The organism is Psychrobacter sp. CLB018 (genome assembly GCF_041222815.1).
Lineage (GTDB): Bacteria > Pseudomonadota > Gammaproteobacteria > Pseudomonadales > Moraxellaceae > Psychrobacter > Psychrobacter faecalis.
In genome coordinates this window covers 3,004,068-3,029,844 of the sequence record NZ_CP166085.1, presented here as the reverse complement: position 1 = coordinate 3,029,844, position 25,777 = coordinate 3,004,068, and the positions used below count along the sequence as shown (strand labels likewise).

Annotated in this window: 19 protein-coding genes; 11 read left to right on the top strand and 8 right to left on the bottom strand. The window is 45.2% G+C overall.

Annotated elements, in window-relative coordinates:
* Window positions 1-60 precede the first annotated feature (60 nt).
* Entirely contained in the window at window positions 61-1,383 is a 1,323-nt protein-coding gene (gene argA / locus AB8P72_RS12915) for an amino-acid N-acetyltransferase (protein ID WP_193030900.1), read from the bottom strand.
* Window positions 1,384-1,712: 329 nt separating this feature from the next.
* Between argA and AB8P72_RS12910 the strand changes: the two genes are divergently transcribed.
* Window positions 1,713-2,300: a hypothetical protein gene (locus AB8P72_RS12910; RefSeq protein WP_193030898.1), complete on the top strand. Its 588-nt coding sequence runs from the start codon at window positions 1,713-1,715 to the stop codon at window positions 2,298-2,300.
* Between the two features lie 143 nt (window positions 2,301-2,443).
* Here the strand turns inward: AB8P72_RS12910 and AB8P72_RS12905 are convergent, their stop codons facing one another.
* On the bottom strand, window positions 2,444-3,487 hold the full coding sequence (locus tag AB8P72_RS12905) for a patatin-like phospholipase family protein (protein WP_369957851.1): 1,044 nt from the start codon (window positions 3,485-3,487) through the stop codon (window positions 2,444-2,446).
* Window positions 3,488-3,705: 218 nt separating this feature from the next.
* Between AB8P72_RS12905 and recG the strand changes: the two genes are divergently transcribed.
* The 10 genes from recG (at window position 3,706) to AB8P72_RS12855 (ending at window position 18,435) form a co-directional block, all read left to right on the top strand.
* A complete protein-coding gene (gene recG, locus AB8P72_RS12900) occupies window positions 3,706-6,021 on the top strand; it encodes an ATP-dependent DNA helicase RecG (RefSeq protein ID WP_068406118.1) in 2,316 nt (771 codons plus the stop codon).
* 451 nt (window positions 6,022-6,472) lie between these two features.
* Window positions 6,473-7,567 carry an OmpW family protein gene (locus tag AB8P72_RS12895; protein WP_068406115.1) on the top strand — a complete coding sequence of 365 codons (1,095 nt, stop codon included), beginning with the start codon at window positions 6,473-6,475 and terminating at the stop codon, window positions 7,565-7,567.
* Between the two features lie 361 nt (window positions 7,568-7,928).
* Complete coding sequence (locus AB8P72_RS12890; RefSeq protein ID WP_068406112.1) at window positions 7,929-9,236, top strand: efflux RND transporter periplasmic adaptor subunit; 1,308 nt, start codon at window positions 7,929-7,931, stop codon at window positions 9,234-9,236.
* Complete coding sequence (locus AB8P72_RS12885; RefSeq protein WP_068406109.1) at window positions 9,233-12,331, top strand: efflux RND transporter permease subunit; 3,099 nt, start codon at window positions 9,233-9,235, stop codon at window positions 12,329-12,331. The genes AB8P72_RS12890 and AB8P72_RS12885 overlap by 4 nt, the downstream gene beginning before the upstream one ends.
* A 517-nt stretch (window positions 12,332-12,848) precedes the next feature.
* Complete coding sequence (locus tag AB8P72_RS12880; RefSeq protein WP_369957850.1) at window positions 12,849-13,871, top strand: DUF1852 domain-containing protein; 1,023 nt, start codon at window positions 12,849-12,851, stop codon at window positions 13,869-13,871.
* 98 nt (window positions 13,872-13,969) lie between these two features.
* Window positions 13,970-15,016 (top strand): methionine synthase, encoded by a 1,047-nt coding sequence (locus AB8P72_RS12875; protein ID WP_193030221.1) that lies wholly within the window; start codon window positions 13,970-13,972, stop codon window positions 15,014-15,016.
* Between the two features lie 104 nt (window positions 15,017-15,120).
* Window positions 15,121-15,612, top strand: coding sequence for a flavin reductase (locus AB8P72_RS12870; protein ID WP_068406101.1), 492 nt, complete (start codon window positions 15,121-15,123; stop codon window positions 15,610-15,612).
* Window positions 15,613-15,673: 61 nt separating this feature from the next.
* Window positions 15,674-16,516 (top strand): sulfite exporter TauE/SafE family protein, encoded by an 843-nt coding sequence (locus tag AB8P72_RS12865; RefSeq protein ID WP_193030223.1) that lies wholly within the window; start codon window positions 15,674-15,676, stop codon window positions 16,514-16,516.
* 94 nt (window positions 16,517-16,610) lie between these two features.
* The gene (locus AB8P72_RS12860; RefSeq protein WP_193030225.1) at window positions 16,611-17,093 is read left to right on the top strand and encodes a hypothetical protein; all 483 of its coding nucleotides are present in this window, start codon (window positions 16,611-16,613) and stop codon (window positions 17,091-17,093) included.
* A gap of 127 nt (window positions 17,094-17,220) precedes the next feature.
* The gene (locus tag AB8P72_RS12855) at window positions 17,221-18,435 is read left to right on the top strand and encodes an IS256 family transposase (protein ID WP_369957849.1); all 1,215 of its coding nucleotides are present in this window, start codon (window positions 17,221-17,223) and stop codon (window positions 18,433-18,435) included.
* A 145-nt stretch (window positions 18,436-18,580) separates the two neighbouring features.
* On the opposite strand, the gene glmS is transcribed toward AB8P72_RS12855, so the two are convergent.
* The 6 genes from glmS to ribE all read right to left on the bottom strand — a co-directional run bounded on the left by glmS (window position 18,581) and on the right by ribE (window position 25,687).
* Entirely contained in the window at window positions 18,581-20,425 is a 1,845-nt protein-coding gene (glmS, locus tag AB8P72_RS12850; protein WP_068407978.1) for a glutamine--fructose-6-phosphate transaminase (isomerizing), read from the bottom strand.
* Between the two features lie 165 nt (window positions 20,426-20,590).
* The gene (gene glmU, locus AB8P72_RS12845) at window positions 20,591-21,967 is read right to left on the bottom strand and encodes a bifunctional UDP-N-acetylglucosamine diphosphorylase/glucosamine-1-phosphate N-acetyltransferase GlmU (RefSeq protein WP_068407979.1); all 1,377 of its coding nucleotides are present in this window, start codon (window positions 21,965-21,967) and stop codon (window positions 20,591-20,593) included.
* Window positions 21,968-22,220: 253 nt separating this feature from the next.
* A complete protein-coding gene (locus tag AB8P72_RS12840; RefSeq protein WP_068407981.1) occupies window positions 22,221-22,811 on the bottom strand; it encodes a phosphatidylglycerophosphatase A in 591 nt (196 codons plus the stop codon).
* Between the two features lie 3 nt (window positions 22,812-22,814).
* The gene (thiL, locus tag AB8P72_RS12835; RefSeq protein WP_068407983.1) at window positions 22,815-23,855 is read right to left on the bottom strand and encodes a thiamine-phosphate kinase; all 1,041 of its coding nucleotides are present in this window, start codon (window positions 23,853-23,855) and stop codon (window positions 22,815-22,817) included.
* A 2-nt stretch (window positions 23,856-23,857) separates the two neighbouring features.
* On the bottom strand, window positions 23,858-24,877 hold the full coding sequence (nusB, locus tag AB8P72_RS12830; protein ID WP_369957848.1) for a transcription antitermination factor NusB: 1,020 nt from the start codon (window positions 24,875-24,877) through the stop codon (window positions 23,858-23,860).
* Between the two features lie 279 nt (window positions 24,878-25,156).
* Window positions 25,157-25,687, bottom strand: a complete 531-nt coding sequence (ribE, locus tag AB8P72_RS12825) for a 6,7-dimethyl-8-ribityllumazine synthase (RefSeq protein WP_369957847.1) — start codon at window positions 25,685-25,687, stop codon at window positions 25,157-25,159.
* Window positions 25,688-25,777: the final 90 nt, after the last annotated feature.

The following is a 25,777-nucleotide window of genomic DNA, read 5'->3' as shown; positions in this document are numbered from 1 at the left end:
TGCTGTACGCTAATTCGGCCAGTCGATGATTAATCGCTAATTACTTATAGTGTTTTTAAATTAAAGTGTTTTTTGGAACACTTTAGAATTGCGACCGTTATTATATTTTTCACGGCGCGCCTCCGGTAGAGTAGTAGCAGCAACTTCCGCAAAACCTTGCTCGACAAACCAATGTGCAGTACGAGTGGTCAGGACGAACAACTTATGCAAACCATGGCTGCGCGCTTGTTGCTCCAAAAACGCCAGCAGGTCAGCACCGCGGTTGCCACTACGATATTCAGGATGCACCGCCACACAAGCGACTTCGGCTGAATCTGCATCCAGTGGATAAAGCGCGGCACAACCCAAAATCATACCATCACGCTCAATGACGCTATAGTGATCAATTTCTTGTTCTAAGCGCTCGCGTGAGCGGCTGACCAAGATACCTTGTTGTTCTAGCGGGGTTAGTAGTTCAAGCAGTCCAACCACATCGTCGATATCAGCACGGCGAATCTCTTCATACGGGTCATGGCTAATCAAGGTGCCAGAACCATCACGGGTAAACAGCTCTTCGAGTAACGCGCCATTTTTGGCATAAGAGATGATATGGGTGCGATGTACGCCTTGACGGCAGGCATTACTGGCACAGCTTAAGAAGTAATTAATCTCGCAATTCAGATCACGATCGCGTAAAAAGCGGTCGACTTCATTTGGAATCATCTCACGTAATAAACGGTCTTCATGATTGATGCCGGCTTCTTCGCCTAAGAATATCAGCTTATCAGCACCGAGCGCCACAGCCGCACTAAGCGCGACATCTTCTGCCAATAAATTGAAAACTTCACCAGTCGCTGAATAACCCATTGACCCCAAAATCACAATATGGTCGTGTAACAGGTTGTTTTTAATGGCTTCGACATCGATTGAGCGCACTTCACCGGTCATCTGATAATCAACGCCATCACGTATTCCATAAGGACGCGCGGTGACAAAGTTGCCCGAAACCGCGTCAATGCGCGAGCCATACATGGGTGAGTTTGCTAAGCCCATCGATAGTTGGGCTTCGATTTGCAAACGAATCGCACCAACCGCTTGTAAGATAGCGGGCATAGCAACGCGCGGGGTCACGCGAATATCTTTATGCAAGGGGGAGGTAATCTGGGCGTCTTTCAAGTTTTTTTCGATTTGCGGTCGCGCGCCGTGTACCAGTACCAGTTTGATACCTAGACTGTGCAATAAAGCAAAGTCGTGAATCAAGGTACTAAAATTGGGATGATTGACCGCCTCACCGCCAAACATAATCACGAAAGTCTTACCGCGATGGGTGTTAATGTAAGGGGCAGAGTTGCGGAACCAGTGTACGTATTCAGGATTAATTTGTGGCATGGCGCTAGTAGTCATAATGGGTGCAATAGTTGTTAGAATAAGAAAAAGAGCATGACAGCAAAAGCGTGTCGCTAATGAATTACCATAGCAAAAAACACCGTTATGAGCTATCTTTTATTTTAGCCACTGTCATGAATCTTGGTAGCAAATAGATGATATACACAACCTCAACACGGGATTAGTGTACCGCCAAACGCTTTTTGTTATGCTAAGCGCTATTGCTTTAGCACCAGCTTACGCAGATAATTGATAAAAATAACCATGTTGTTGACCGACGCTTTATCAACAAATTGTTTTACCGCTATACTGTTTTACCGATACATTAACTAGGGATAATGAATGTCATGAAGAAAAGTAACCATTTTGCAAATCCATTCAGTGCGTGGAGCGGCCACCGCTTATTTCATGTTGTCGCTGGTACGCTCGTTGGCGTGATGGCAGTGACGCAGGCTTCAGCAATGTTGCCAACGCCAGAGCAAGCCGTTGATAATTCAGTGGCAATCGAGTCAAATGCCAACCCAGCCAGCACTTCAACGGCGCAAGCGGTCAATAGCAAAATCACCGCCTCATTGATTAGTGTTGATGCAAATGGTCAAGAAGTGCTGGTGCCAGTCAATGCCAATACGCGCCTGCAGTCAGGAAATGTCTTAGAATATCAAGGCTACTTTACCAATACCAATGCTGATCGCGTACGTAAAATGACTGTCACTATGAGTATTCCTGAGCAAGTAGAGTTGCTACGTGCCGTTTCTCCTGACTTCCCTTATGGTAGTGCTGACGGCAACACCTTTGCCCGTATGCCATTACGCGGTAAGGTTGATAATCAATTGCAAGAAATCCCGTTAAAATACTATAAAGCGGTACGTTGGGATTTAGAAGGCGTTGGTTTGAATGATACCGTTGTGGTTAAATATCGTGCACGCGTTAAATAAGTTGGTTTTTTGATATTTATCTAATGCTTGCCGAATCGAAAAGCACCACAGTCTAAGGTCTAGGCTGTGGTGCTTTTTTTATAAACAACTTACTAACTCAGATTTGGTAAAATGGCTTTTACCAGCTGAATGTGCTTTTGAAATTAAAGCGTGGCATATTTACTTGGCAGCTTTTCTACAATACCTTTTTCTTTCAGGGCTTTGTCTTTTATAAGCTGTTTAATGGCGGCAATCTGCGGGGTAGTGGCTTGCATGCCAGCCGTCATTAGCGCGCGTCGTTGACTGGTATCTAGCGAGCTAATATGACCGATATCGGGGATAATGATAATATCAGCGCGCTCACGTTCACGGCGCATTGCTGTCGAACGCTTGGTGTTTGATTGACTGGAATCAGTGACAGATGCGGTGGCATTTGCGACAAAACTGCTCTCAAGAAAGCCCCAAAAACTGCTTAATGAATTGATAGACGGTATTTTATTATTAGCGGGACTATTAGCATTCGCCGCCGTCACATCAACGGCGATGATAATATCGGCCCCTAAATCACGGGCGGTGTCGACTGGTACTAAGCTGACCACGCCACCATCGACATATTTTTTACCAATCTTTTCAGGAATGCGCGGCGCGATAAAAATATTGGGTACGCTGCACGATGCTTGTACTGCAAGTCCAGCATCGCCGCTGCTAAAAACGGCCTTTTTTAGCGTGTGTTTTTCGGCAGCAACCGCGGCAAAAGATATTGGAAAATTTTCTATAGCGCGTCCGCCAACTTTTGCATTAATAAAATTTTTAAGCTTAATACCTTCGATAAAGCCTTGGTTTGATAAGGTGAAATCTGTCAATTCGCTATCAGAAGTATTTAACGCCAATTGTTCAAGCTGTTTGGCGTTATAACCACTGGCATATAAGCTGCCAATTAGACTGCCAATACTGGTACCGACCACTAGCGTTGGCGTGATACCGTTTTCTTCTAAGGCTTTAATCACGCCAATATGAGCAAAGCCCTTGGCACCGCCGCCGCCTAAGACTAAGGCGACCTTTGGCTGCTTGTTTAAAGGAGCGACGGTTTCAATAACTGGCGGCAAACTTTGGCAAGCACTAATAAACACGCCCAATATGCCAAGCATACTAAATCGCAGCAAGCGTGCTAAATGACGATAGCCATTATAATGAGTAGATAAAAACATACGCGAAAATCACCATAGAGCAATAAAGAGGTATACGATAAGCCATTCATCAGTCGCTTAGTGAGAAATCAGCTAGACGCCATATCGTTAAATAGCTTAGCATAGGTAAGTCGCTTGTCAGTTATAATCATCATGATTAAATATTTTATAGAGGTTGATGATTATAGCTTTTATAAGACCAAATATACGTTAAATCATAACCATCATTAGGATTATTGATGCCCACATCGGTTAGCCGCACTCCTACCTTGAACTCAGCAGACACTATAAGGCCTGAGATGCCCGTTTCCGCGCTTGATATGCCGGTGACGGCACTGGCGGGCGTGGGGCCAAAAGTGGCGGAGCAGTTGTCCCAGTTAGGTATCGAGCGCATTTTTGATTTGCTGTTGCATCTACCGCGTGATTATGAAGATCGTAGCCGATTGGTATCGATAGCTGATGTGGCGCATGGGCAAGCCGCTTTGATTACTGGGCGGGTGGTGCATGTCGATACCAAGCGCAGTGGTATGACCGTGATGGTCGATGATGATACTGGCACGATATCGCTGCGTTTTTTTAAGGTCTATCGTGGCCTTGCGCAAACGATGAGTCTCGGCACACAGCTACAATTATTTGGCGAAGTAAAGGTCAGTCGTTACGGTAAGCAGATACATCATCCTGAATATCAAGTGATCAGTAGCAATGAAGCCATCGTCAATACAGGGTTACAGCCGATTTATCCAAGTGTTAAAGGCTTGCATCAAAATAAGCTGCGCACGCTAATTAAGCTTGCGCTGCAAACGGTGCGCACCCAAGGTCTACCCATGACCTTGTTTACGCCTGCCGACTTTGCGGTGGTTGCTGATTTACCGTTAGCGCCTTTTGAGCCTGCTAAATTGGCAATGGCAGAAGATGATTTTCCAGACGATATATTCTCAACCCTTGCGCGCCGTGTGCCTGACAATTCAATAAGCAATATTGGCAACGCAACTGCAGTTAATGACATGGCTAATCAAAACGTTTATAACCTAACGATATTTGAAGCCTTAGTATTGCTGCATACGCCGCCAACTTATACCGATGCAGGACGACAATATCAGCTGCTTACGCAACTAAGCGCCCGCACTCATGCTGCCTGTCAGCGATTAATCATTGAAGAATTAACCGCGCATCAACTGAGCCTACTATATCGCCGTCAGCAATTGCATCAGCATAAAGCGCCTAAATGTACGATGAGTAGCCCGCTTGCCGATAAGCTATTTGCCGCATTGCCGTTTGATTTAACCAGCGCGCAGCAACGCGTCATGAAAGACATCACGGCTGATATGGCGACTTCTATTCCGATGCTCCGACTGGTACAAGGAGATGTTGGCGCAGGCAAAACTTTGGTCGCGGCGGGGGCGGCGGGCTATGCGCTCGATAGTGGCTGGCAGGTTGCGGTCATGGCACCAACAGAAATCTTAGCAGAACAGCATTTGGTCAATTTTAAAAACTGGTTTGAGCCGTTAGGGGTCGGCGTTGGCTGGCTTGCTGGCAAACAAACCGCCAAGCAGCGCCGTGAAGCGTTAGAAGCGGTGGCAGAAAATACGGTGCAAATAGTAGTTGGTACGCATGCCTTATTTCAAGAGCAGGTACAGTTTGCTAAACTAGGCTTAGTCATCATCGATGAACAGCACCGCTTTGGCGTTGAGCAGCGTATGGCCCTGACCAATAAGGGCGTGGCCAATAGCACCCCGCATCAGCTCATTATGACGGCAACCCCGATTCCGCGTACGCTGGCGATGAGCGTTTATGGTGATATGGATACATCTATCATTGATGAGCTGCCTCCGGGGCGTACGCCAATTACCACGGTGACGATTGACCGTAACCGCCGCGACGAAGTCATTGAGCGTATTGCGGTCAATTGTGAAGCGGGCAGACAGGCGTATTGGGTTTGCTCATTGGTAGAAGAATCAAGCGTGCTCGATGCGCAGGCAGCAGAAGCGACTTATGAGGACTTAAATGAGCGCTTAGATATTCGCATTGGCTTGGTACATGGCAAAATGAAGTCTGCTGACAAACAAGCCATCATGCAAGAGTTTAAAGCGGGTAACTTAGATTTATTGATTGCCACAACGGTCATCGAAGTGGGCGTTGATGTACCTAATGCGTCGTTAATGGTCATCGAAAACGCCGAACGTTTGGGTTTATCGCAACTACATCAGTTGCGCGGGCGGGTTGGGCGTGGTTCGACCAAAAGCTTCTGCGTACTGTTATATCAAAAGCCGTTATCAGAGACGGGTACGGAGCGCTTAAATGTGCTGCGTGACAGCACCGACGGTTTTGTGATTGCGCAAAAAGACTTGGAGCTACGCGGCCCCGGTGAGCTGTTAGGCAAACGTCAAACCGGTAACGTCGGTTATTATTTGGCCGACCTTATCCGCGATGAGCAACTATTTGCCATTGCGCAGCGCCTAGCGAAACATCTTATCTCTGACCCAACACGTAAAGCGGACGTCAGCCAACTTATCCATCGCTGGATGCCAGAAGCCAGTCGCTATACCAATGCTTAATAATTAACGCTTGCTTAGTAACTGAGCCAATTCTCTGTCATCAACTCTCCTAAAAAAGCCATTATTTTTTTAAAGATAATGGCTTTTTCTTATGGGTTTTATAAGCTATTTATTAGCGCAAATAAACACTCTATTTTTATTTTCATCAACTAATATTGACTCAGCTGTTCTCTAAACTTTCTTGATATGACGATTGAGGTATGGCAGTTTACGGCAGTGAAGCATAACTATGTGCTTTATCTATTTACTAGAATATTCTGCTGTAGATGTATTTTTTGGTGAAAATAAACCTCTAAAAACAGCACATTTCTAGTCGTTTTACCGATTCTAACAGGACGTTAGGATAGGAGTTTGATTGGCTTAATTTTGCCAGCTTTGTCTGATTTGCTTCGTCATTACTGTGCCATTCATGCTTTTAATTAACGGCCTGAATTTTTTACAAGGATGTATCATGAACAAGACGTTAACCCTCGCTTGCGCTATCGCCGCACCATTATTATTCAGCCAATCCGCTGTTGCCGAGTTTGATTATTTCAAAACCGATGGTAGTTTCAAACGCTTTTCTGTTTCGGCTGGTTGGTTGCACGCTTCTCCGCAAGGCAAAGCCAATCCAATGCAAACTACGACCGCTGCCAAAGATGGTACGGTTGCCGATAATGGCAGTGTAAAAGTAAAAACGGTGCGAGAGGTATTGGTGAAAGATCAAGACCGTTTCGGCTTCATAGATGGCACATTAAAGGGTTTAGGAGCGGAAACGGATTTGTCCGACGTTACAATATTAGGTGACGTTTCTGGTACGACCAAAATTAATGGCTTAGAGAGTTGGACCAGTGCTGGTACTGGACTTGAGGCCGATGATGTCGATACGTTTGGTCTGTTATTTAACTATTATATGAATGATCATTGGTCGATTGAGGTCAAAGCCGGTATACCGCCCAAAGTTGATATTTTAGGGCAAGGGCAAGTATATGCACCGCTCTCGGGCAAAGTCAGTCCTAGCGGTATTGCAGGCGGATTATTGGGCGATTTTGATATTTCCAAAAATATTCCCATTACTGATTTAACTCAAGGCGGCGGGGTATCTTCAAGCGCTCGCGCGTGGCTGCCAGCAGCTGGGGTGCAATATCAATTTGGCAAATCTGGGGTCAATAAATTTCGCCCCTATGTCGGCGCAGGGGTGATGTATGCTTATTTTAATGATATCGAGCTCAATGACGGTATTCGTAACGATTTAGAAATGGCTGGTCATCAAATCCAAAATATTAAGGATGGGAAAGCGGGCGCTGCATTAGAAAATGTAAAATCGACTCAGGGCATGAGCGTCGACGTTGAAGCAGACAGCGCCTTTGCACCTATCGTGACAATTGGCGCGACTTATGATTTTAATGACAAATGGTTTGGCGTTGGTTCTGTATCCTATGCAAAACTCGATAGTGATACGACCATCACCGTTCAAAACGATAGTGGTGAAGAGTTGATTCGAGCGAAAACCAACCTTGATATCGATCCGTATATTACCTATCTTGGCGTTGGCTATCGTTTTTAATAAACGAGTTAAGAAACATTAAGTTAGTAGCATCTTGATAAATATAGCGCACATTCTTAGGGATGTGCGTTGTGCTTTTTAAAAGTTAAAAAAGAAGTTTGATTTAGACAAATTTATCAAGCAGTCGTTTTACTTAGTTATCATTTTTATCCGCTTCGCTTTGCCAGTTTTACGCCCATCCTACTATTAATAGAAGCAGACTTACGAAGCTAAAACACGATATATAAAAATAAGATGATGACTTAATATATGCTATCCTCAATAAATTTATAGACTATTGTAATCATAAATAGCCCCTTTTTTAGCTATAATTTTCTAACTTTATACCCTTTCTAATTGCCTGTATTGACAGAGAGTTATCATGAGCGATGTTGAAGACAAACAGCGACCAGTTGAGTCTGAGCTACCACCTTACCGCCAAGCGGATGCACGTGCGCCCAAATCATCATCGAAATATCCTTGGTGGTTATTGCCAGTATTAGCCGTAGTCCTTGTGATTGGGGTTTTGGTCGGTAAGTATTGGGGCGGCGATAAAGATGCGAGTGTTGATTCACCAGCGGCTAACAAGGCACAAAGCGCAAACGCTGACCTAAAGGAGAGCAGCAATCAGCAGGCAGTGCTTTCGGTCGAAACGGTGATGCCAAGCCAAGACAGTATTGGTAATACCTTAAGCGCTGACGGCACCATCAGTGCCAAAGATGTCGCCAATGTCAGCCCTAAAGTAAATGGTGTGGCTATCGAGCAGGTGTTGGTTGAAGAAGGCGATCGCGTTAAAGCGGGGCAAGTCCTGGCGATATTTGATACCGATGCCATGCAGCAGCAAGTCTTGCAGGCGGAGGCCGATGTTGCCGAAGCCGAAGCAACGCTTGCCAATGCAACTGCCGATGCCGCTCGTGTCCTGCCATTGATTGAGATTGATGCCATCAGTAGGCAAGAAGCGGATCGCTATCGTACCTCAAAACTACAGGCAGAGGCGGCATTGCAAGCCTCTAAAGCCCGTCTTAGTACCCAGCGCTTGAGCGTGAAAAATGCCAATGTGGTCGCACCGGTAAGCGGTGTCATCAGTGAAAAAATGGCGGAAGTCGGTATGGTTGCTGGTGGTGAGCCTTTATTTACTATTATTAAAGGCGGTATTTTAGAGTGGCGTGCTGATATCGATCCTAAACTTCTTGGTGAAGTCAGTGTTGGCACGCCAGTGCGCGTCAGCTTGCCAGCCGGCGATTCGGTTATGGGTAAGGTTAATCGTATTGCGCCAACGGCTGATGATAATCGCCAAATCACCATTTATGCTAGCCTTGCTGCAAACTCAAAAGTACGCGCGGGCATGTACCAAACGGGCGAGTTTTTATTGGGTAGTACCAGCGCGCAAACGGTGCCCAATAGCGCTATCGTCAGCAATGACGGTTATGATTACGTGATGCTAGTGACCAATATTAAGAGCCAAGACGGTCAAAACATTGGCCGTATCAAGCAACAACGCGTGAGTTTGGGTGAGCGCTTTGGTGATAGTGTAGCGCTGGCAGAGCCACTACCAGCAGACAGCCGACTGGTAAAGCAGGGCGGTAGCTTTTTAAACGACGGCGACTTGGTACGTGTGGTTGATGGCCTAAATACCGCCAATGATACATCAGTCAGCCAAACTGGCACAGCCACGCAGGCGCGCTCATGAGTTTAAATGTCTCCGCTTACTCGATTAGAAATCCTTTAGTTGCCATCTTGCTGTTTGTGCTGCTGACCTTGGGCGGCATCTACGGTTTTATGCAAATGAAGGTGCAGCAATTCCCCGATATTGACCTGCCAGCGGTGGTGGTGACGGTGACCTTGCCGGGAGCCGCGCCATCGCAGCTCGAAAACGACATTGCCAAAAAGATAGAAAATAAGCTCACCAGTATTGAGGGCGTTAAGCATATTCGTACCACCCTACAAACGGGTGCCGCGACCATGGTCACCGAGTTTGTCCTAGAAAAAGACATACAAGAAGCGGTCGACGATGTACGTTCGGCGGTCGGTGAAGTACGTGGCGATTTGCCAGCTGCTGCCAATGACCCCATCATTACCAAAGTCTCAACGGCTGGGTTTCCCGTCGTCACTTACTCGGTTGCCTCTGACAATATGAATGTCGAGGATTTGTCTTGGTTCGTCGATGATACGGTCACCAAGCGTTTATCCGATATTCCAGGGGTCAGTACCGTTAGCCGCATCGGTGGTTTGCAACGTGAAATCACCGTTGCTGCCGACCCGATTGTGTTGAGCGGTTTGAAATATCCTATCGCTCAGCTATCAGAACAAATCACTGGTATTCAACAAGACAGCTCAGGCGGTGAAGCGGAAGTAGGTAAAACCACCCAGACTATTCGGGTACTTGGGGCGGTTGAACGTGCCAGTGATTTGAACAATTTACAAGTCGCGGTACCGACAGGTGGTACGCAAGCGCTTGGACGTATGGCACAAATCACCGATGGTGCTGCTGATCCAAGCTCGATTGCTAAGCTTGATGGGCAAACAGTGGTGGCATTTAATATCACCCGTTCGCGCGGTGCCAGTGAGGTTGAGGTGATGGAGCTGGTTGACGCCGAGCTTGCCAAGCTGTCAGCCGATGTCGGCAATATCGATATTGAAAAAGTCTACGATAGAGCCACGCCAATTGCCGAAGATTACAAAGCATCGTTACGCATGCTAATAGAAGGTGGTTTACTTGCAGTCGTCGTGGTGTTCTTATTTTTACGCAATATCCGCGCGACTTTTGTGGCAGCCGTGGCGTTGCCGTTGTCGGTTATTCCTACTTTTTTAGGTATGTACTTATTTGGCTTTAGCTTAAATATTATCTCCTTATTAGCACTGTCATTGGTCATTGGCGTCTTAGTCGATGATGCGATTGTAGAAGTTGAAAATATTATCCGCCATTTGCGCATGGGCAAGACGCCTTATGAAGCTGCGATGGAAGCAGCTGATGAGATTGGTTTAGCAGTCGTCGCGACCACATTTACTCTCATTGCGGTATTTTTACCGACAGCTTTTATGGGCGGTATTGTCGGGCAGTTTTTCCGGCAATTTGGTTGGACTGCCGCCTTATCGATATTTGCATCGTTAATGGTCGCGCGTCTTATCACTCCGATGATGGCCGCTTATATATTGCGCCCAGAAAAAAAGCATGTCGAAAAACAAAGCGCGCTCATGGATTGGTATTTAAAAGTGGTCTCTTGGACGCTGCATCATCGCTGGATTACCATGGGTGCGACATTACTCTTGTTTGTAGCATCACTTGCCTTGGTGAAATTACTACCAACGTCCTTTATTCCTGATAATGATATTGACCAAACGCGGGTTGAAATTGAGCTAACGCCAGATGTGGCGCTAGAAGATACCGAACGTGTGGCGGCGATGGCCAGTGAGCGTATATTGGCCATGCCTGAAGTGAGCCATATTTTCACCTCGGTAGGCGAAGCGCAAGCGGCAATGGAAGCCAGCTCTGGCGGCAAAGCTGAAAATATCGCAGGCTTAGATATCGTATTGGCCCCACGCGCAGAGCGTGGCTCTAAGCAAGAGATTGAACGGCAAATAAGCAGCATGCTCTCAGAAGTACCCGGCGCACGCTTTACCGTTGGTTTATCGAGTGGCGGTGAGACCGGTTATAATTTTTCTTTGACCAGTACCGACCCGCGTTTACTTGAGCAAACCGCGCAGCAAATAATGGCAGAGATTCGGGCGTTACCAAGTGCCGGCGCTGTCACCAGTGATCGTAGTCTACCGCGTCAAGAGCTAACGGTAACTCCAGACAGACTAGCGATGGCAGATAAAGGCGTGACCACGCAAGATATCGCCACCACCTTACGTGTGGCGACTGTTGGTGACTATGAGCAGCGGTTATCTAAGCTCAATCTCGATACACGCCAGATTCCTATCGTGGTGCGCCTGCCAGATGTTGCCAAACAAAACGTCAGTCAATTAGAAGGCTTATATGTCCCAAATGCATTGCCACCGGGACAAGGTGTACGGGTAGGTGAAGTTGCATCGTTAAACTTTGGTACCGGACCTGCGCAAATCAGCCGCCTTGATCGTGAGCGGGCGATTAGTATCACCGTGCAGCCTGCCAATGGCGAGCTTGGTGACTTGGTGCAAGCAGTAAAAGCCATACCCAGTATGCAGCAACTACCGACCTCTATTACTATTATCGATCAAGGACAAGCCGAAAACATGGCTGAGCTATTTAGCGGCTTTGTGATTGCGATGTCTGTCGGTGTGGTCTGTATCTTAGGTGTACTGATTTTATTATTTGGGCGGATATTGCAGCCATTTACCATTTTGATGGCTCTACCGTTGTCTATCGGTGGCGCTTTTGTCGGCTTGGTTATTACCAAGAGTAGTCTGTCGATGCCATCGATGATTGGTTTTATCATGCTGATGGGCATCGCCACCAAAAACTCTATCTTATTAGTCGATTATGCCTTGATTGCTCAGCGCCGAGGCTTGGCGCGTTTTGATGCCATTATCGATTCTTGTCGTAAGCGTGCGCGGCCAATTATTATGACCACCATTGCGATGGGCGCTGGCATGATGCCGCTGGTATTTGGCTGGGGCGATGCTGATCCTACTTTCCGTCGTCCGATGGCTGCCGCGGTATTGGGTGGTTTGGTGACCTCAACCTTATTAAGCCTCGTAGTCATTCCCGTGGTTTATACCTTGATGGATGACTTATCAGGATGGTTTGGCAAATGGTTGATACCGCATGGTAAAGAGAAGGAAAGCGTCGTTATTGAAAAATAATTCGTACTAGTAAAGCTGCTGGGTCAATCAAATAGGAATTGGTTGATCTAGGGTTTTGCACCCTGTTAATAATAAGGGTTAGGAGTATTATTGACCTTCCAAAATATTGCCTAAACTTAAGGCATAGCTCAAATTAAAGCCATGCTGACTACAACATATCTAAAAACCTAACCGCAAGCATGGCTGTTAATATAAAAATTAGAGCGCTCACGCATAATGCCTGCCAGAGAAATTTTTTATCATCCATAATTAACTACCTTAAATTCTTTTACGTGAATATAGCATGTTAATTATCTTCTAATGCAAAAAAATCACTCAAAATATCATTATTCATAAAATCTTCTGCCACGCTCCTAGTTATCAACTTCTATTCCATAATCCGATCTTACTAACATGAAATTATCTCATCTTAAATTTAAATACTATCATTTTTATTCATGTTTTGGTTGAGGTATGATTTATCTCATACACACATTGAGTTTTATCTCACACAATGAGAATAAGGTAGCGGATTATCATGAGTAAACAATTTACATATTCCATCTCGAGCATTCGTTTTGATGAAAACTATCATCCGGCAGATAGCACACGTCTGACCACGAACTTTGCCAATTTGGCGCGCGGTGAGCAGCGTGAAGAAAATCTACGTAAAACACTAAGAATGATCAATAATCGTTTTAACGCCTTGGCGCATTGGGACAACCCAGCCGCCGACCGTTACTCTGTTGAAGTTGATATTATTTCAGCAGATTTAGATATTGAAGGTAATGGCCATACCTTTCCAGTCATCGAAACGCTAAAAACCACGATTGTCGACCATAAAGAAAATACCCGTATCGACGGTATGATTGGTAACAGTTTCTCCTCTTATGTACGCGATTATGACTTTAGCGTCGTCCTATTAGAGCATTTCGATAAAAACCCTACATTGCCGCCGCCAGCAGATTTTGGTGACTTACATGGTAAGCTGTTTCAATACTTATTGAATTCAGAAGCTTATCAAGCCAACTTTACCAAACAGCCGGTCATTTGCCTGAGTGTATCAACCAGTAAAACCTATCATCGTACGATCAATCAGCATCCGGTGTTAGGGGTTGAATACCGACAAGACGAATATTCTTTAACTGACGATTATTTTCATAAAATGGGCTTAACGGTGCGCTACTTTATGCCGGCCGGTAGTGTCGCGCCTTTAGCGTTTTATTTTACTGGCGACTTGCTGAGTGATTACACCGATCTTGAGCTCATCAGTGCGATTGCCACTATGGAAACTTTTCAAAAGATTTATCGTCCTGAAATCTATAATGCCAACTCGGCGGCAGGACAGGTATATCAGCCCAGTTTGCAATATCAGGATTATTCACTGACGCAAATCGTCTATGACCGTGAAGAGCGTAGCCAAATGGCGGTGAAGCAAGGTAAGTTTACACAAGAGCAATTTATCAAGCCTTACCAAGCGATTCTTGAAGAATGGGCGACAAGCTTTGATGTTAATGAGCGCACGTCGGAAGCGTGTGCAGATAAAGAATACGCTGCCTAACTATTTTCAATCTAGATGCGTTCAACCTAGATGCGTTTAACCTAAATACGTTCAATCTAGCCGAAATTAGAATACTAATAAATAAGAAGATAAATCCTATGACACTATTATTACCAACCCAAAGATTATTACCGACATCAACCGCGGGCAGCTTGCCAAAACCGTCTTGGCTCGCTGAACCTGAAAAAATTTGGTCACCTTGGGCTTTAGAGGGCGAGCAATTGCTCGAAGCCAAACAAGATGCTCTACGGGTGTCGTTACAAGAGCAATTGCAGGCAGGGATTGATATCGTCAGTGATGGCGAGCAAACGCGTCAGCATTTTGTCACTACCTTTATCGAACATCTTGATGGTGTCGATTTCGAAAAGCGTGAAACGGTTAAAATCCGCAATCGCTATGAGGCCAGTGTGCCTTCTGTGGTTGGGGCGGTGAGCCGCCAAAAATCGGTGTTTGTCGACGATGCCAAGTTTCTACGCTCGCAAACCGATCAGCCTATCAAATGGGCGTTGCCCGGCCCGATGACGATGATTGATACTTTATATGATGGTCATTATAAAAGCCGTGAAAAATTGGCTTGGGAATTTGCTAAAATTCTCAATCAAGAAGCGAAAGATTTGGAAGCGGCTGGTGTCGATATTATCCAATTTGATGAACCAGCGTTTAATGTGTTCTTCGATGACGTCAACGATTGGGGTATTGCCACTTTAGAGCGCGCTATCGAAGGGTTAAAGTGTGAGACGGCGGTGCATATTTGCTACGGCTACGGCATCAAAGCCAATACCGATTGGAAAAAAACCTTAGGTACAGAGTGGCGTCAATATGAGCAAGCCTTTCCAAAATTACAGCAGTCAAATATTGATATTGTCTCGCTGGAGTGTCAAAACTCACATGTACCGATGGATTTGATTGAACTGATCCGCGGTAAAAAGGTAATGGTTGGCGCTATTGATGTGGCAACCAATAGCATTGAGACGCCGGAAGAGGTGGCAGATACGTTACGCAAAGCGCTGCAGTTTGTCGATGCAGATAAGCTCTATCCTTCGACCAATTGCGGCATGGCACCGTTATCGCGCCAAGTGGCACGTGGTAAATTAAATGCTTTGAGCGCGGGCGCAGCTATTGTACGTAAAGAGCTCAGCGTTTAGCATCTCTTAACAAAGCTTACCTTGTTTAAATCCATGAGTGACCTCAGTTATCAATATACTTAAAGATTAAAAATACTTAAAGATTAAAATTTAGGAGTTAAGTCATGATTGAAGCAACTGATTTTAGAGATGCCATGTCTCTATTACCGACAGCGGTCAATGTGATTACCACAAAAGGCGACTCTGGCTGTCATGGGTTTACCGCCTCTGCGGTCTGTAGCGTGACCGATACACCGCCAACCTTACTGGTCTGTATGAATCAGAGTTCGCGCTCACACGAACATTTTCTTGAAAATAAAACGCTAAGTGTCAATGTCTTAGGTACGCAGCATGAACCCATATCCAATGCCTTTGCCTCCAAACTATGCTCAGAAGAGCGTTTTTGTCACGGTGCTTGGACGACATTAACCACGGGCGCACCTGTTTTAGAGGACGCGCTGGTCAGTTTTGATTGTGAAATTGATGACATTCAACAAGTCGGCACACACAGTATTTTTATGTGCCGCGTGGTCGCCATCAAACAAGGTGTGAGCGATGAAAGTTTGGTGTATTTCAATCGCTCGTACCATCAAGTCGGTCAAACAGAAATCGTTTAATTTACCTTTAAAGCCCTTGTTATTTAACTAAAACCCTATCTAACCGAGAAGTAATTATCTTGTGGAAATACTCATTTTTTTAATAATAGGCGCGCTAGCAGGATTTGCTGCCGGGCTTTTTGGTGTAGGCGGTGGCACAATTATCGTGCCCTTATTGTTTGTCGTTTTTACCCAAATGGATTACAGTCCTGACAGCATTATGCATTTAGCATTAGGGACATCATTGGCGACCATTATAGTCACCTCTATTAGCTCGCTTATGGCACACAATAAAAAAGGCGCTGTGATGTGGCCGGTGTTTAAAAATTTGGCACCCGGATTGGCGCTAGGTTGTTTCTTAGGCGCAGGGATTGCAGGACAGATATCTGGGCTATATCTCCAGCTGATTGTTGGGGTGTTTTTGCTGTGGGTTGCTTATAAGATGTTTTTTGCTGGTAAAAAACCTGTTGCTAATCATTCTAGTGGCGCTAATGATGTCAGTAGCGTCAACTATGCCAATACAGCACTACCGTCAAAACCTAAGCAATTAGCAGCAGGCGGGGTTATCGGTATCGCTTCTGCTATCTTTGGTATTGGCGGCGGTAGCTTAACCGTGCCTTATCTCACGCGTTATAACGTGGTGATGCAAAAAGCGGTTGGGACCTCAGCGGCGTGCGGATTGCCGATTGCCATTGCCGGTGCGTTAGGTTTCATGTTTTTTGGCATGCAGCAGCAAGTCGATGTGCCCAATACCATCGGCTTTGTCCATATCTATGCCTTTTTAGGCATTAGTATTATGAGCTTTTTTACCGCAAAGTTGGGCGCAAAAGTCGCGCATATACTATCGCCAGAACTATTAAAGAAATGCTTTGCGATATTATTGACGGTGGTGGGGTTTTATTTCCTTTATAAAGGGCTGGTTTAAATATTCATGTTTGTATAATGGGGCGTATTCTCTTTAGAATGAGGATGCGCCCTAATCATATTATTTTGGCTAATTAGGTTCAATAAAGATAATTATGTTCAATAAACTTCAAGCATTGGTTGTACTTTCAGCCTTTCTAACAGTAATTGCCTGTTCGGATGACAAGTCTGATTTAGCTCATGATGAAAAGGTTACCACAGCTAGCAATCACGAACGTGATACGCAGGAGATGTATCGTAAGATCGATACGTTAAAAAGAGAGCTGCCAAGCGTAATTGATGAAGTTACTACGTTAGAAAAGATTGATTTTGATGGAAAAACGGTTACTTTCGGCTATCGGCTAAAGATATCTGATTATAATGCTTCTAAAAGAAAAGAGATTGAAACGGCAATGCGCGATGAACATACTAAGTTAGCCTGTGCAGAAGCAGAAGTTATGCAAGGGATAAATAAGGGATTTGATTATCAGTATAGTTATTACGATTTAGATGATAGTAAAGTGGCTAGTTTTGAGGTCACAAAAGACATTTGCGACAACCTAAATAAGGCTGACTCTGAAATTGAAATAGGGACATAATCAACTCTGGGTTACTTTGCTGCTGCATATAATATTTATACTGAGATATATCCAAATTATTGAAATTTTTTGGGAGTTTCCCAAACTCTGTGTAACTGCTTATAATCCACTAACAGGAGAATAAGCAATGACTACTCAATCTGACCTTAAAAAACTGGCCGAGCAAATGGCTGGTAGCATGAACAGCTTTGATGACATCAAAGACTTTCAAAAGCAGCTCATGCAATCTTTTATCGACACTGCCTTAGAAGCTGAGATGGAAGACCATCTTGGATACCCCAAGCATGAAAAAGCAGACAAGCCTAATAAGCGCAACGGTCATACTAAAAAGACCGTCCGTAGCGACACAGGCGACCTTGAGATCTCCACTCCAAGAGACCGCGGTGGCAGCTTTGAACCTACACTAGTGCGCAAGCATCAAACCCGTATTAGTGGCCTTGATGATAAAATCATATTCCTTTACGCCAAAGGTCAAACCACCACTGAGATTGTAGAGAGTATCAAAGAGCTTTACGACGTCGATATCTCAAGCTCTCTTGTCTCAAGAGTCACTAACAACATCATAGACGACATCACCGCTTGGCAGAACAGGCCGCTGAGCAGTGTTTATCCTATTGTCTATCTAGACTGCATTGTCGTCAAAGTACGTCAAGATAAGCAGATCATTAACAAAGCTATTTATCTGGCGCTAGGCGTGGGACTTGATGGTAGAAAAGAGCTGCTTGGTATGTGGCTATCAGAGAATGAAAGCGCTAAGTTCTGGCTAGGTGTTCTCACTGAATTACAAAACCGCGGGGTTCAAGATATCCTCATTGCCTGTGTCGATGGTTTAAAGGGCTTCCCTGATGCCATTAACACCGTTTATCCCAAAGCCAAGGTTCAGCTGTGTATCGTGCATATGGTGCGCTATTCGATGAAGTTCGTGCCGTGGACAGATAAGAAGGCAATAGCGGCTGATTTAAAGGCCATCTACGGCGCTGATACCCTTGAGATAGCAGAGGCCAATCTCGAGCACTTTGATGAGACTTGGGGCACAGAGTACCCGCATGTCATCAAGTCTTGGCGTAATAACTGGGAGGGCCTCACGGTGTTCTTTGGTTACCCTAAAGACATCAGAAAAGTCATATATACCACCAATGCTATTGAGTCGCTAAACAGCGTGATTCGTACGGCGGTGAATAAGCGTAAGGTATTTCCCTCTGATCAGGCAGCGTTTAAAGTGGTATATCTAGCAACACAGCAGGCATCCAAGAAGTGGTCGATGCCGATTCGTAACTGGACGTCTGCTCTTAATCGCTTTATGATTATGTTTGATGATCGTATCAGTAAGCATTTAATCTAAAGGGCAGTTACACAGAATTCGGGATGGGCTCAATTTTTTATGTCCATTATAAAAAAAAGCTTTGCTATCTATATGGTACTAGACAGCAAAGCATTTAGTGTTATACAATATTAAGATAAAAAGCTTTCAGAATCAAGCACTTATCCTACTCGACCGTGACTGATTTTGCGAGATTACGTGGCTGATCGACATCCGTACCACGCATCACTGCTACATGATAAGACAGCAGTTGCACAGGTACGCTATAAACGATAGGGGCAAGCGTCTCGCAAACCTCGGGGACATAAACCACGTGCATTCTATCTTCTGCGACCATCTTGCTTTCTTCACTAGCAAATACAAACAGCTCACCGTGACGCGCATGTACTTCTTGCATGTTGGCTTTTAGCTTATCAAACATACTGTCTTTTGGCGCGAGCACCACGATTGGCATGTCTTTATCGACCAACGCCAATGGACCGTGCTTTAGCTCACCTGCCGCATAGCCTTCTGCGTGAATATAAGAGATTTCTTTTAGTTTCAGCGCGCCTTCTAAGGCGATTGGAAACTGTAAGCCACGACCTAAGAATAAGCAGCTTTTCTTATACTCAAAATGCTCACTCATGACTTTGATAGGCGCATCGAGTTGTAAGCTGGCATGTAGTTGCCCGCGTAGCTCTTGTAATTTGCCTAACAAGGTGGTTAATTTTTCACCTGTCATACGCGCTTGTACAACACCCACTTTTAACACCAGTAACATCAACGCGGCAAGCTGAGTGGTAAAGGCTTTGGTCGAGGCAACGCCAATCTCAGGGCCGGCAAGCGTTGGTAAAAAGATATCGGTTTCACGCACCAAAGATGAGGTCGGTACATTACATAAAGCCAAGCTGACGAGACCTGCTGGCGTGTGCTTTTGAATATCACGAAGTGCCGATAAGGTATCCGCCGTTTCGCCCGATTGCGAGATGCAAATGACCAAGGTGTCATCGACGACCACTGGATTGCGGTAGCGGAACTCACTAGCAACCTCAACCGAACACGGCAAACGGGTTAGGCTTTCAAACCAATATTTCGCGACCAAACCTGAATGATAGCTGGTCCCACAAGCGATGACTTGAACGTTCTTGATACCTTTTAACTGTGCTTCATGACGCTGCAAAAAGTCATCGCGCAGCTTAGATGGCGCATCACTATCTAAAGCCATCTCAATCGTACGGGCAACTGCATCTGGCTGCTCATAGATTTCTTTAAGCATGTAATGCTTAAATTCACCTTTATCAGCATTATGCTGGGCGGCATCAATCTCATGTATCTGACGTTTTACTTTTACGCCATCGGCATAAACTTCAATACTATTACGGGTTAATTTGGCGATATCGCCTTCTTCTAGATACATAAAGCGATTGGTCACGGGCAAAAGCGCCAATTGATCAGAGGCAATAAAGTTCTCACCGATACCTACACCGATGACCAAAGGCGAACCTAGACGCACGGTAATCAGCTCGTCTGGGCAATCAATGTGCAAAATGCCAAGGGCAAACGCGCCATGTAATAAAGGAATAACGGCACGCACAGCTTCCAGTAAATCAGGCGTATTTTTGTAGATATCATTGATTAAATGGGCGACGACTTCGGTATCAGTTTGCGAGGTAAACTCGTAGCCTTTAGCAATCAGCTCTTCTTTTAGCTCAGCATAGTTCTCAACGATACCATTATGGACCACGGCAATTTTACCAGATACGTGCGGATGAGCGTTGCGCTGCGCAGGTTCGCCATGCGTGGCCCAGCGCGTATGTGCAATACCGATATGACCATCGAAAAATTCAGGATTGACGGCGACGGCATCGACCAGCGCTTGTACTTTGCCCACTTGGCGCTCACGATGCAGCTCGCCATCACGGATAACCGTCAGACCAGCAGAGTCATAACCACGGTATTCTAGGCGTTTAAGGCCTTCAAGTAAGATATTGGCAATATTCCGCTCAGCAACTGCTCCAACGATTCCGCACATAATTATTCCTTAAATTTTATGTTCTCATACCATGTGATTTTGAAAGATACTGATACATGGACAATCATTAATCTATAAATATAAATAAGCAGCACCACAAATCATTGTCGTACTGCTTTAGTGGTCTTACCATCATTTTTATCAAGTTAACTATCAGCGCCGCCTTTATTTTTTAGTCGGACGCTGAAAGTCATCTTTCTGGGTTTGGCGCGCACGTCCAAAGGCTAAGGCGTTATCATCGACGTTTTTGGTAATCACTGAGCCTGCCGCAACCGTAGCGGTATCACCAATAGTAACTGGCGCAACCAAGCTGGCGTTAGAGCCGATAAAGGCATTGTCTTCGATGATGGTTTGCGATTTATTGACGCCGTCGTAATTACAGGTAATCACGCCCGCACCGATATTGACATTTGTTCCAACCGTCGCATCACCCACATAACTTAAATGATTGACCTTGCTACCTTGGCCGATAATCGATTTTTTAATCTCGACAAAATTGCCTACTTTACTGTTATTAGACAAAACAGTATCAGGGCGCAAGTGGGCGAAAGGTCCAATATCGACGCCGTTTCCAATTTGAGCACTGTCAATGACGCAGTACGGCTTTAGGTGACAGGCATTGCCAATGTGCGCATTTTTAATCACACAGCCAGCTTCGATATAAACGTTATCGCCTAAGACGCAATCACCTTCAAAGACCACGCCCACATCGACGAATACATCTTGTCCTGCGCTCAAGCTGCCACGAATATCGACGCGAGTAGGGTCTGCAAACTGCACGCCAGCTTCTTGTAAGTCTGCAACCAACTTACCTTGCCATGTACGCTCTAAGCTGGCAAGCTGCTGGCGGTTATTGACGCCTTCAATCTCAAAGCCATGCTCAGGCTCAATCGCGACAATATTAATCCCTTCAGCGACGGCCATTTTAACGATATCGGTGAGATAATATTCTTTTTGCGCATTGTCGTTAGTCAGCTTCGGCAGATATTTATGCAATAACGCATTATCAACGCAGTAAATACCGCTATTAATCTCTTGGATTTTTTGTTCATCGGCGCTGGCATCTTTTTGCTCAACGATGGCTTCAATATTGCCGTCTTTATCACGTTTGATACGGCCGAGACCAAAGGGATTTTCTACCGTCAAGGTCAACATTGACATACCGTCAGTATTGGCAGATTTTAAAGCTGTTAACGTCTGGCAGCTGACCAATGGCACATCGCCATAGAGAATCAGACTTTGGCCTTCTTTTGGTAATTCGGACAGGGTGACTTTTACTGCATGGCCCGTTCCTAACTGTTCAGTCTGGGCAACCCACGTAATCGGCAAATGCGCATATTGCTCATTAATATCTGCTTGCACTTGCTCGCCGCCAAAACCATGGACGATGATGGTGTCATCAACGGTCAATTGATGACAAGTATCAAGCACATGACCGAGTAACGACTTGCCAGCCAGTGTCTGTAGCACTTTTGGCTTGGCTGATTGCATACGCGTGCCTTTACCAGCCGCGAGGATAATTACTGAAAGAGGAGCTGTCATAGTATTCCTAAAAAAGAGCCTACAAATGTAACAAAATATACTTCTGAATTATAACGCAAATTACGATTTAACCAAAACGCTATGTCGTGACATCTTTGTAAACTGATTATGACATTAGCTGTCTATAGATATAAATTAAACAGCAGGCGTTCAGAAAATCTAACCGCTAAATAGGTGAGCGATATAAAAGGCGATAAAGCAGAAGTATTTATGGTAAAAACGTTTATTTGAGGCTTAAAGGATAAGCTTAAGATTAAAAGGTAAAAGAGAAGATAAAGGTATAAATAATTACCCAAACGGCTGCTGCCATCACTCCCGCAATAATATCATCGAGCATAATACCGAGGCCGCCTGCGACTTTTTTATCTGCCCAACCAATCGGCGGCGGCTTAATAATGTCAAAAAAGCGGAATAATATAAAGGCGATAATAATCGCTACGATAGTAGGTATTTGGATGATATTTTGCCAAAAGCTGCCGTTAGCGATACCCATATAAGACAGCGGCAGTAGGGTAAGCCACATACCAGCCCACTCATCCCAAACAATATGCGGATTATCGTGACCGCCCATCAGCTCTGAGGTACGACCGCATATCGCATTACCAAGGAAACAAGCTAAAATAGTAATCATCAAAAACGGCACAAAACCTAAGCTAAGCAGCGGTATAGCGACTATTAATCCACCAACTGTACCCCAAGTACCGGGTGCACGGCGCGGCAGACCGCTGCCTAGACCGATACCAAGCCAATAAACCAAACGATCAAGCGCACTGGCATTGGCGGGTAGAGGCGGGCAATCATTGGCTTGTCGGATATCAGGCTTAGATAGGTTGTGATCAATCATGGGTTAACCTGCAAAATGTTGGTAACCCGTCAGATTGGGCCAAGTAGGAAATGGGGCGGGATGCGTCGCTGTGACTGGCTGTCCTTGATAAAAAATCTCTGGTTGTACATTTTTAGCACCATCTGTCTTATTTACGGCTATGACTTCACCGATACAGGTGACATGCGTGTCGCTATTATTATTAATCGGTGGCTCGATATGGGCAGGCAAGGTAAAAGCCAGCTCATAATCATCGCCGCCCGCCAACTGACATAATAAGCGCTCAGATAGACCAACGCTTGATAATGCTTTACTGGTAGGCAGCTGCTCAAGGTGAATGCGCATACCAATGATACTTTGCTCACAGATATGGCTAAGGTCTTGATACAGACCATCAGAGATATCTATCATCGAAGTTGCGCCAATTGTCGCCACTGCTGCCCCTAAGGCAATACGTGGCGTTGGCATATGCAGCCGATGGGCAAGCTCAATACCGATAGCATTATTAGGATGCTGTAGCGCATAAGCAGCATCGCCAAGCGACCCCGAAACATAGATTTTATCGCCGACTTGCGCGCCCGAGCGGTAAACAGCTGGCGTAGCCGCATCAAGCAATCCTTGCGCGCTGACACTGAGCACTAAGTTATCACTGCGCGTGGTATCACCACCAATAAGCGTGACACCAAATAGCTGGCAGGCGTGAAATAAACCTTTAGCAAATTCAGTCAGCCATTGCTCATTCGCCAAACGCTCAGGTAAGGCCAATGCCAATAGAATACTATGCGGCGTTGCGCCCATCGCGGCAATGTCGGAAACGTTAACCGCGACCGCTTTATAGCCGATTTGAAAGGCTAACTGGTTTACGTCATTCCAATCAGCACTAAAGTGCCGCCCTTGAACGAGGGTATCAATACAGCTAACCAAGCGCGCACCTACAGGCAAGCTCATTACTGCCGCATCATCGCCAATGCCTTTTTCGACATTGCGTGCTTCGGCAGTGCTGGACGATGACGGTGCAGCTTGCATTTGCGAAAATATACGCTCAATCAGCTCAAACTCGTTCATGGCTAGTCTTTATTGTTTTCATTAGGAGTAACAAGGTTTGAATCATGTAAGCCTACGTCAGCTGCGTCACTATTCTCATCATAGCTAACATCATTGGTAGATGTGTTTTCTTCTACAGCGCTTTCTTCTGCAGATTTGTCATTAACAATATTATTTGGCGCTTCATTTTTTGCGGCGTCATTTTTCTTATTGATCTTATAGTCCATAATATTCGCTAGCGCTTTACTCGCGCTATTACGTTTAACACTGGCATTATTGGCACTGATACGTGGTTTGTTTGAAGCAGTTGCAGTTGACGTACTATCGATATCAGATTCAGCAGTGCTTTCACTAGCTTCTTCAACAGCTGCAGATTGAACTTCAGCCTGCTTAGCATTTGCTTGAGTCGCCGCTTTTTGTGAGGTGCGCAGATTGGCTTTGCTATCGGCATCGACTTCAAGCGCGCGCAATTCAATCGCCATTTTATCAAGGACAGCATTAATTAATTTATGGGCGTCAGTAGCGCCAAAGTGATTGTTTAGCTTCATCGCTTCATCAAGCACGACTTTGTAGGGAATCTCTAAGCGGTTTTGTAGCTCATACGCCCCAATCAATAAAATAGCATGTTCAACAGTGTCCAATTTATCAATGTCACGATCAAGATGCCGACTGATTAGCGCATCGAGAGCGTCAATCTGCTCTGGAATATCGCGCATCATTTCATGATAGTAGCCAATATGAACGGTATGCATGGCGTTGCTCGCGCGCGTACGGGCAGCGATATCATGCGGCGCATTGTCCTTCCAGCCAAGCTTACCATCTTTATCAAAACGGCGGTCGGTGACCAACCACTCATATAGGCCTTGCATTGCAAAGCGTCGAGCCTTACGCACAGCGGTGTGGCTAGTCTTATAAGTCGTTTCACTCATATCAAAGGTTTGCTCACCCGCACTACTGCTCGCGATACGAGTAGCTTCAGCTTGTGCATCATTGGCTTGGGCGGTTTGTGCAGTGTTAATGGCGCGCTTGAGTTGGTCAGTCATAGGGGGTCAATACCTAAATTTTAAATAACTATCATTTTAAACATCTATCTTGGCGCAAATAACAGGCTTGGCAAAGACAGCAAGTTGTAAGAAATAGTATAAAAGTTGTTAAATAGTAGACGACTGGCAGGCTGTGACAGTCGGATATTAAAACGGTGTTTTATAGAACTGTTTATAGTGCTTTTTACTATCATATTGGCACTGCGGTCTATATCAAAGGTGATATAAGCCGCAGTGCCATTTAAATGACAAATAACCGTTTATAAAATGAAGACTTAATTACGCGTCATCACTATTATCATAGTCATCAGCAATATCTAGCTGTGATAGAACCGCTAGCATCTCAAGCACCACCATCCCCGCTTCTGAGCCTTTGTTACCGGCTTTGGTACCAGAGCGCTCAATCGCTTGCTCGATGCTGTCAGTGGTTAATACACCATTAGCAACAGGGATATTATAATCAATTGCAACGCTGCTTAAACCTTTGGCAGATTCGCTAGCGACAAAATCAAAATGCGGCGTACTACCACGGATAATCGCGCCTAATGCAATGATGGCATCAAAGCGATCAGATTCAGCGGCGCGCTGAGCAACGAGTGGCAACTCAAACGCACCCGGTACGCGAATCACGGTAATGTTGCTACCCAATACGCCATGACGCAGTAGGGCATCGATTGCACCATCTACCAATGACTCAACGACAAAACCGTTAAAACGACCGACGACGATACCAATGCGCGCATCTTCGTTTTGATGTAAATTGCCATCGATATGGGTAATATCATTGCGCTGCTGTTGTAAATTTGACATAAGAAAATCCTTTGAGTAAGTAGCGTTTAAAACAAAATTTTTATGTAAAATCTCGATTGTTTTCAATAGTTAACTGACAAAAATAAATAA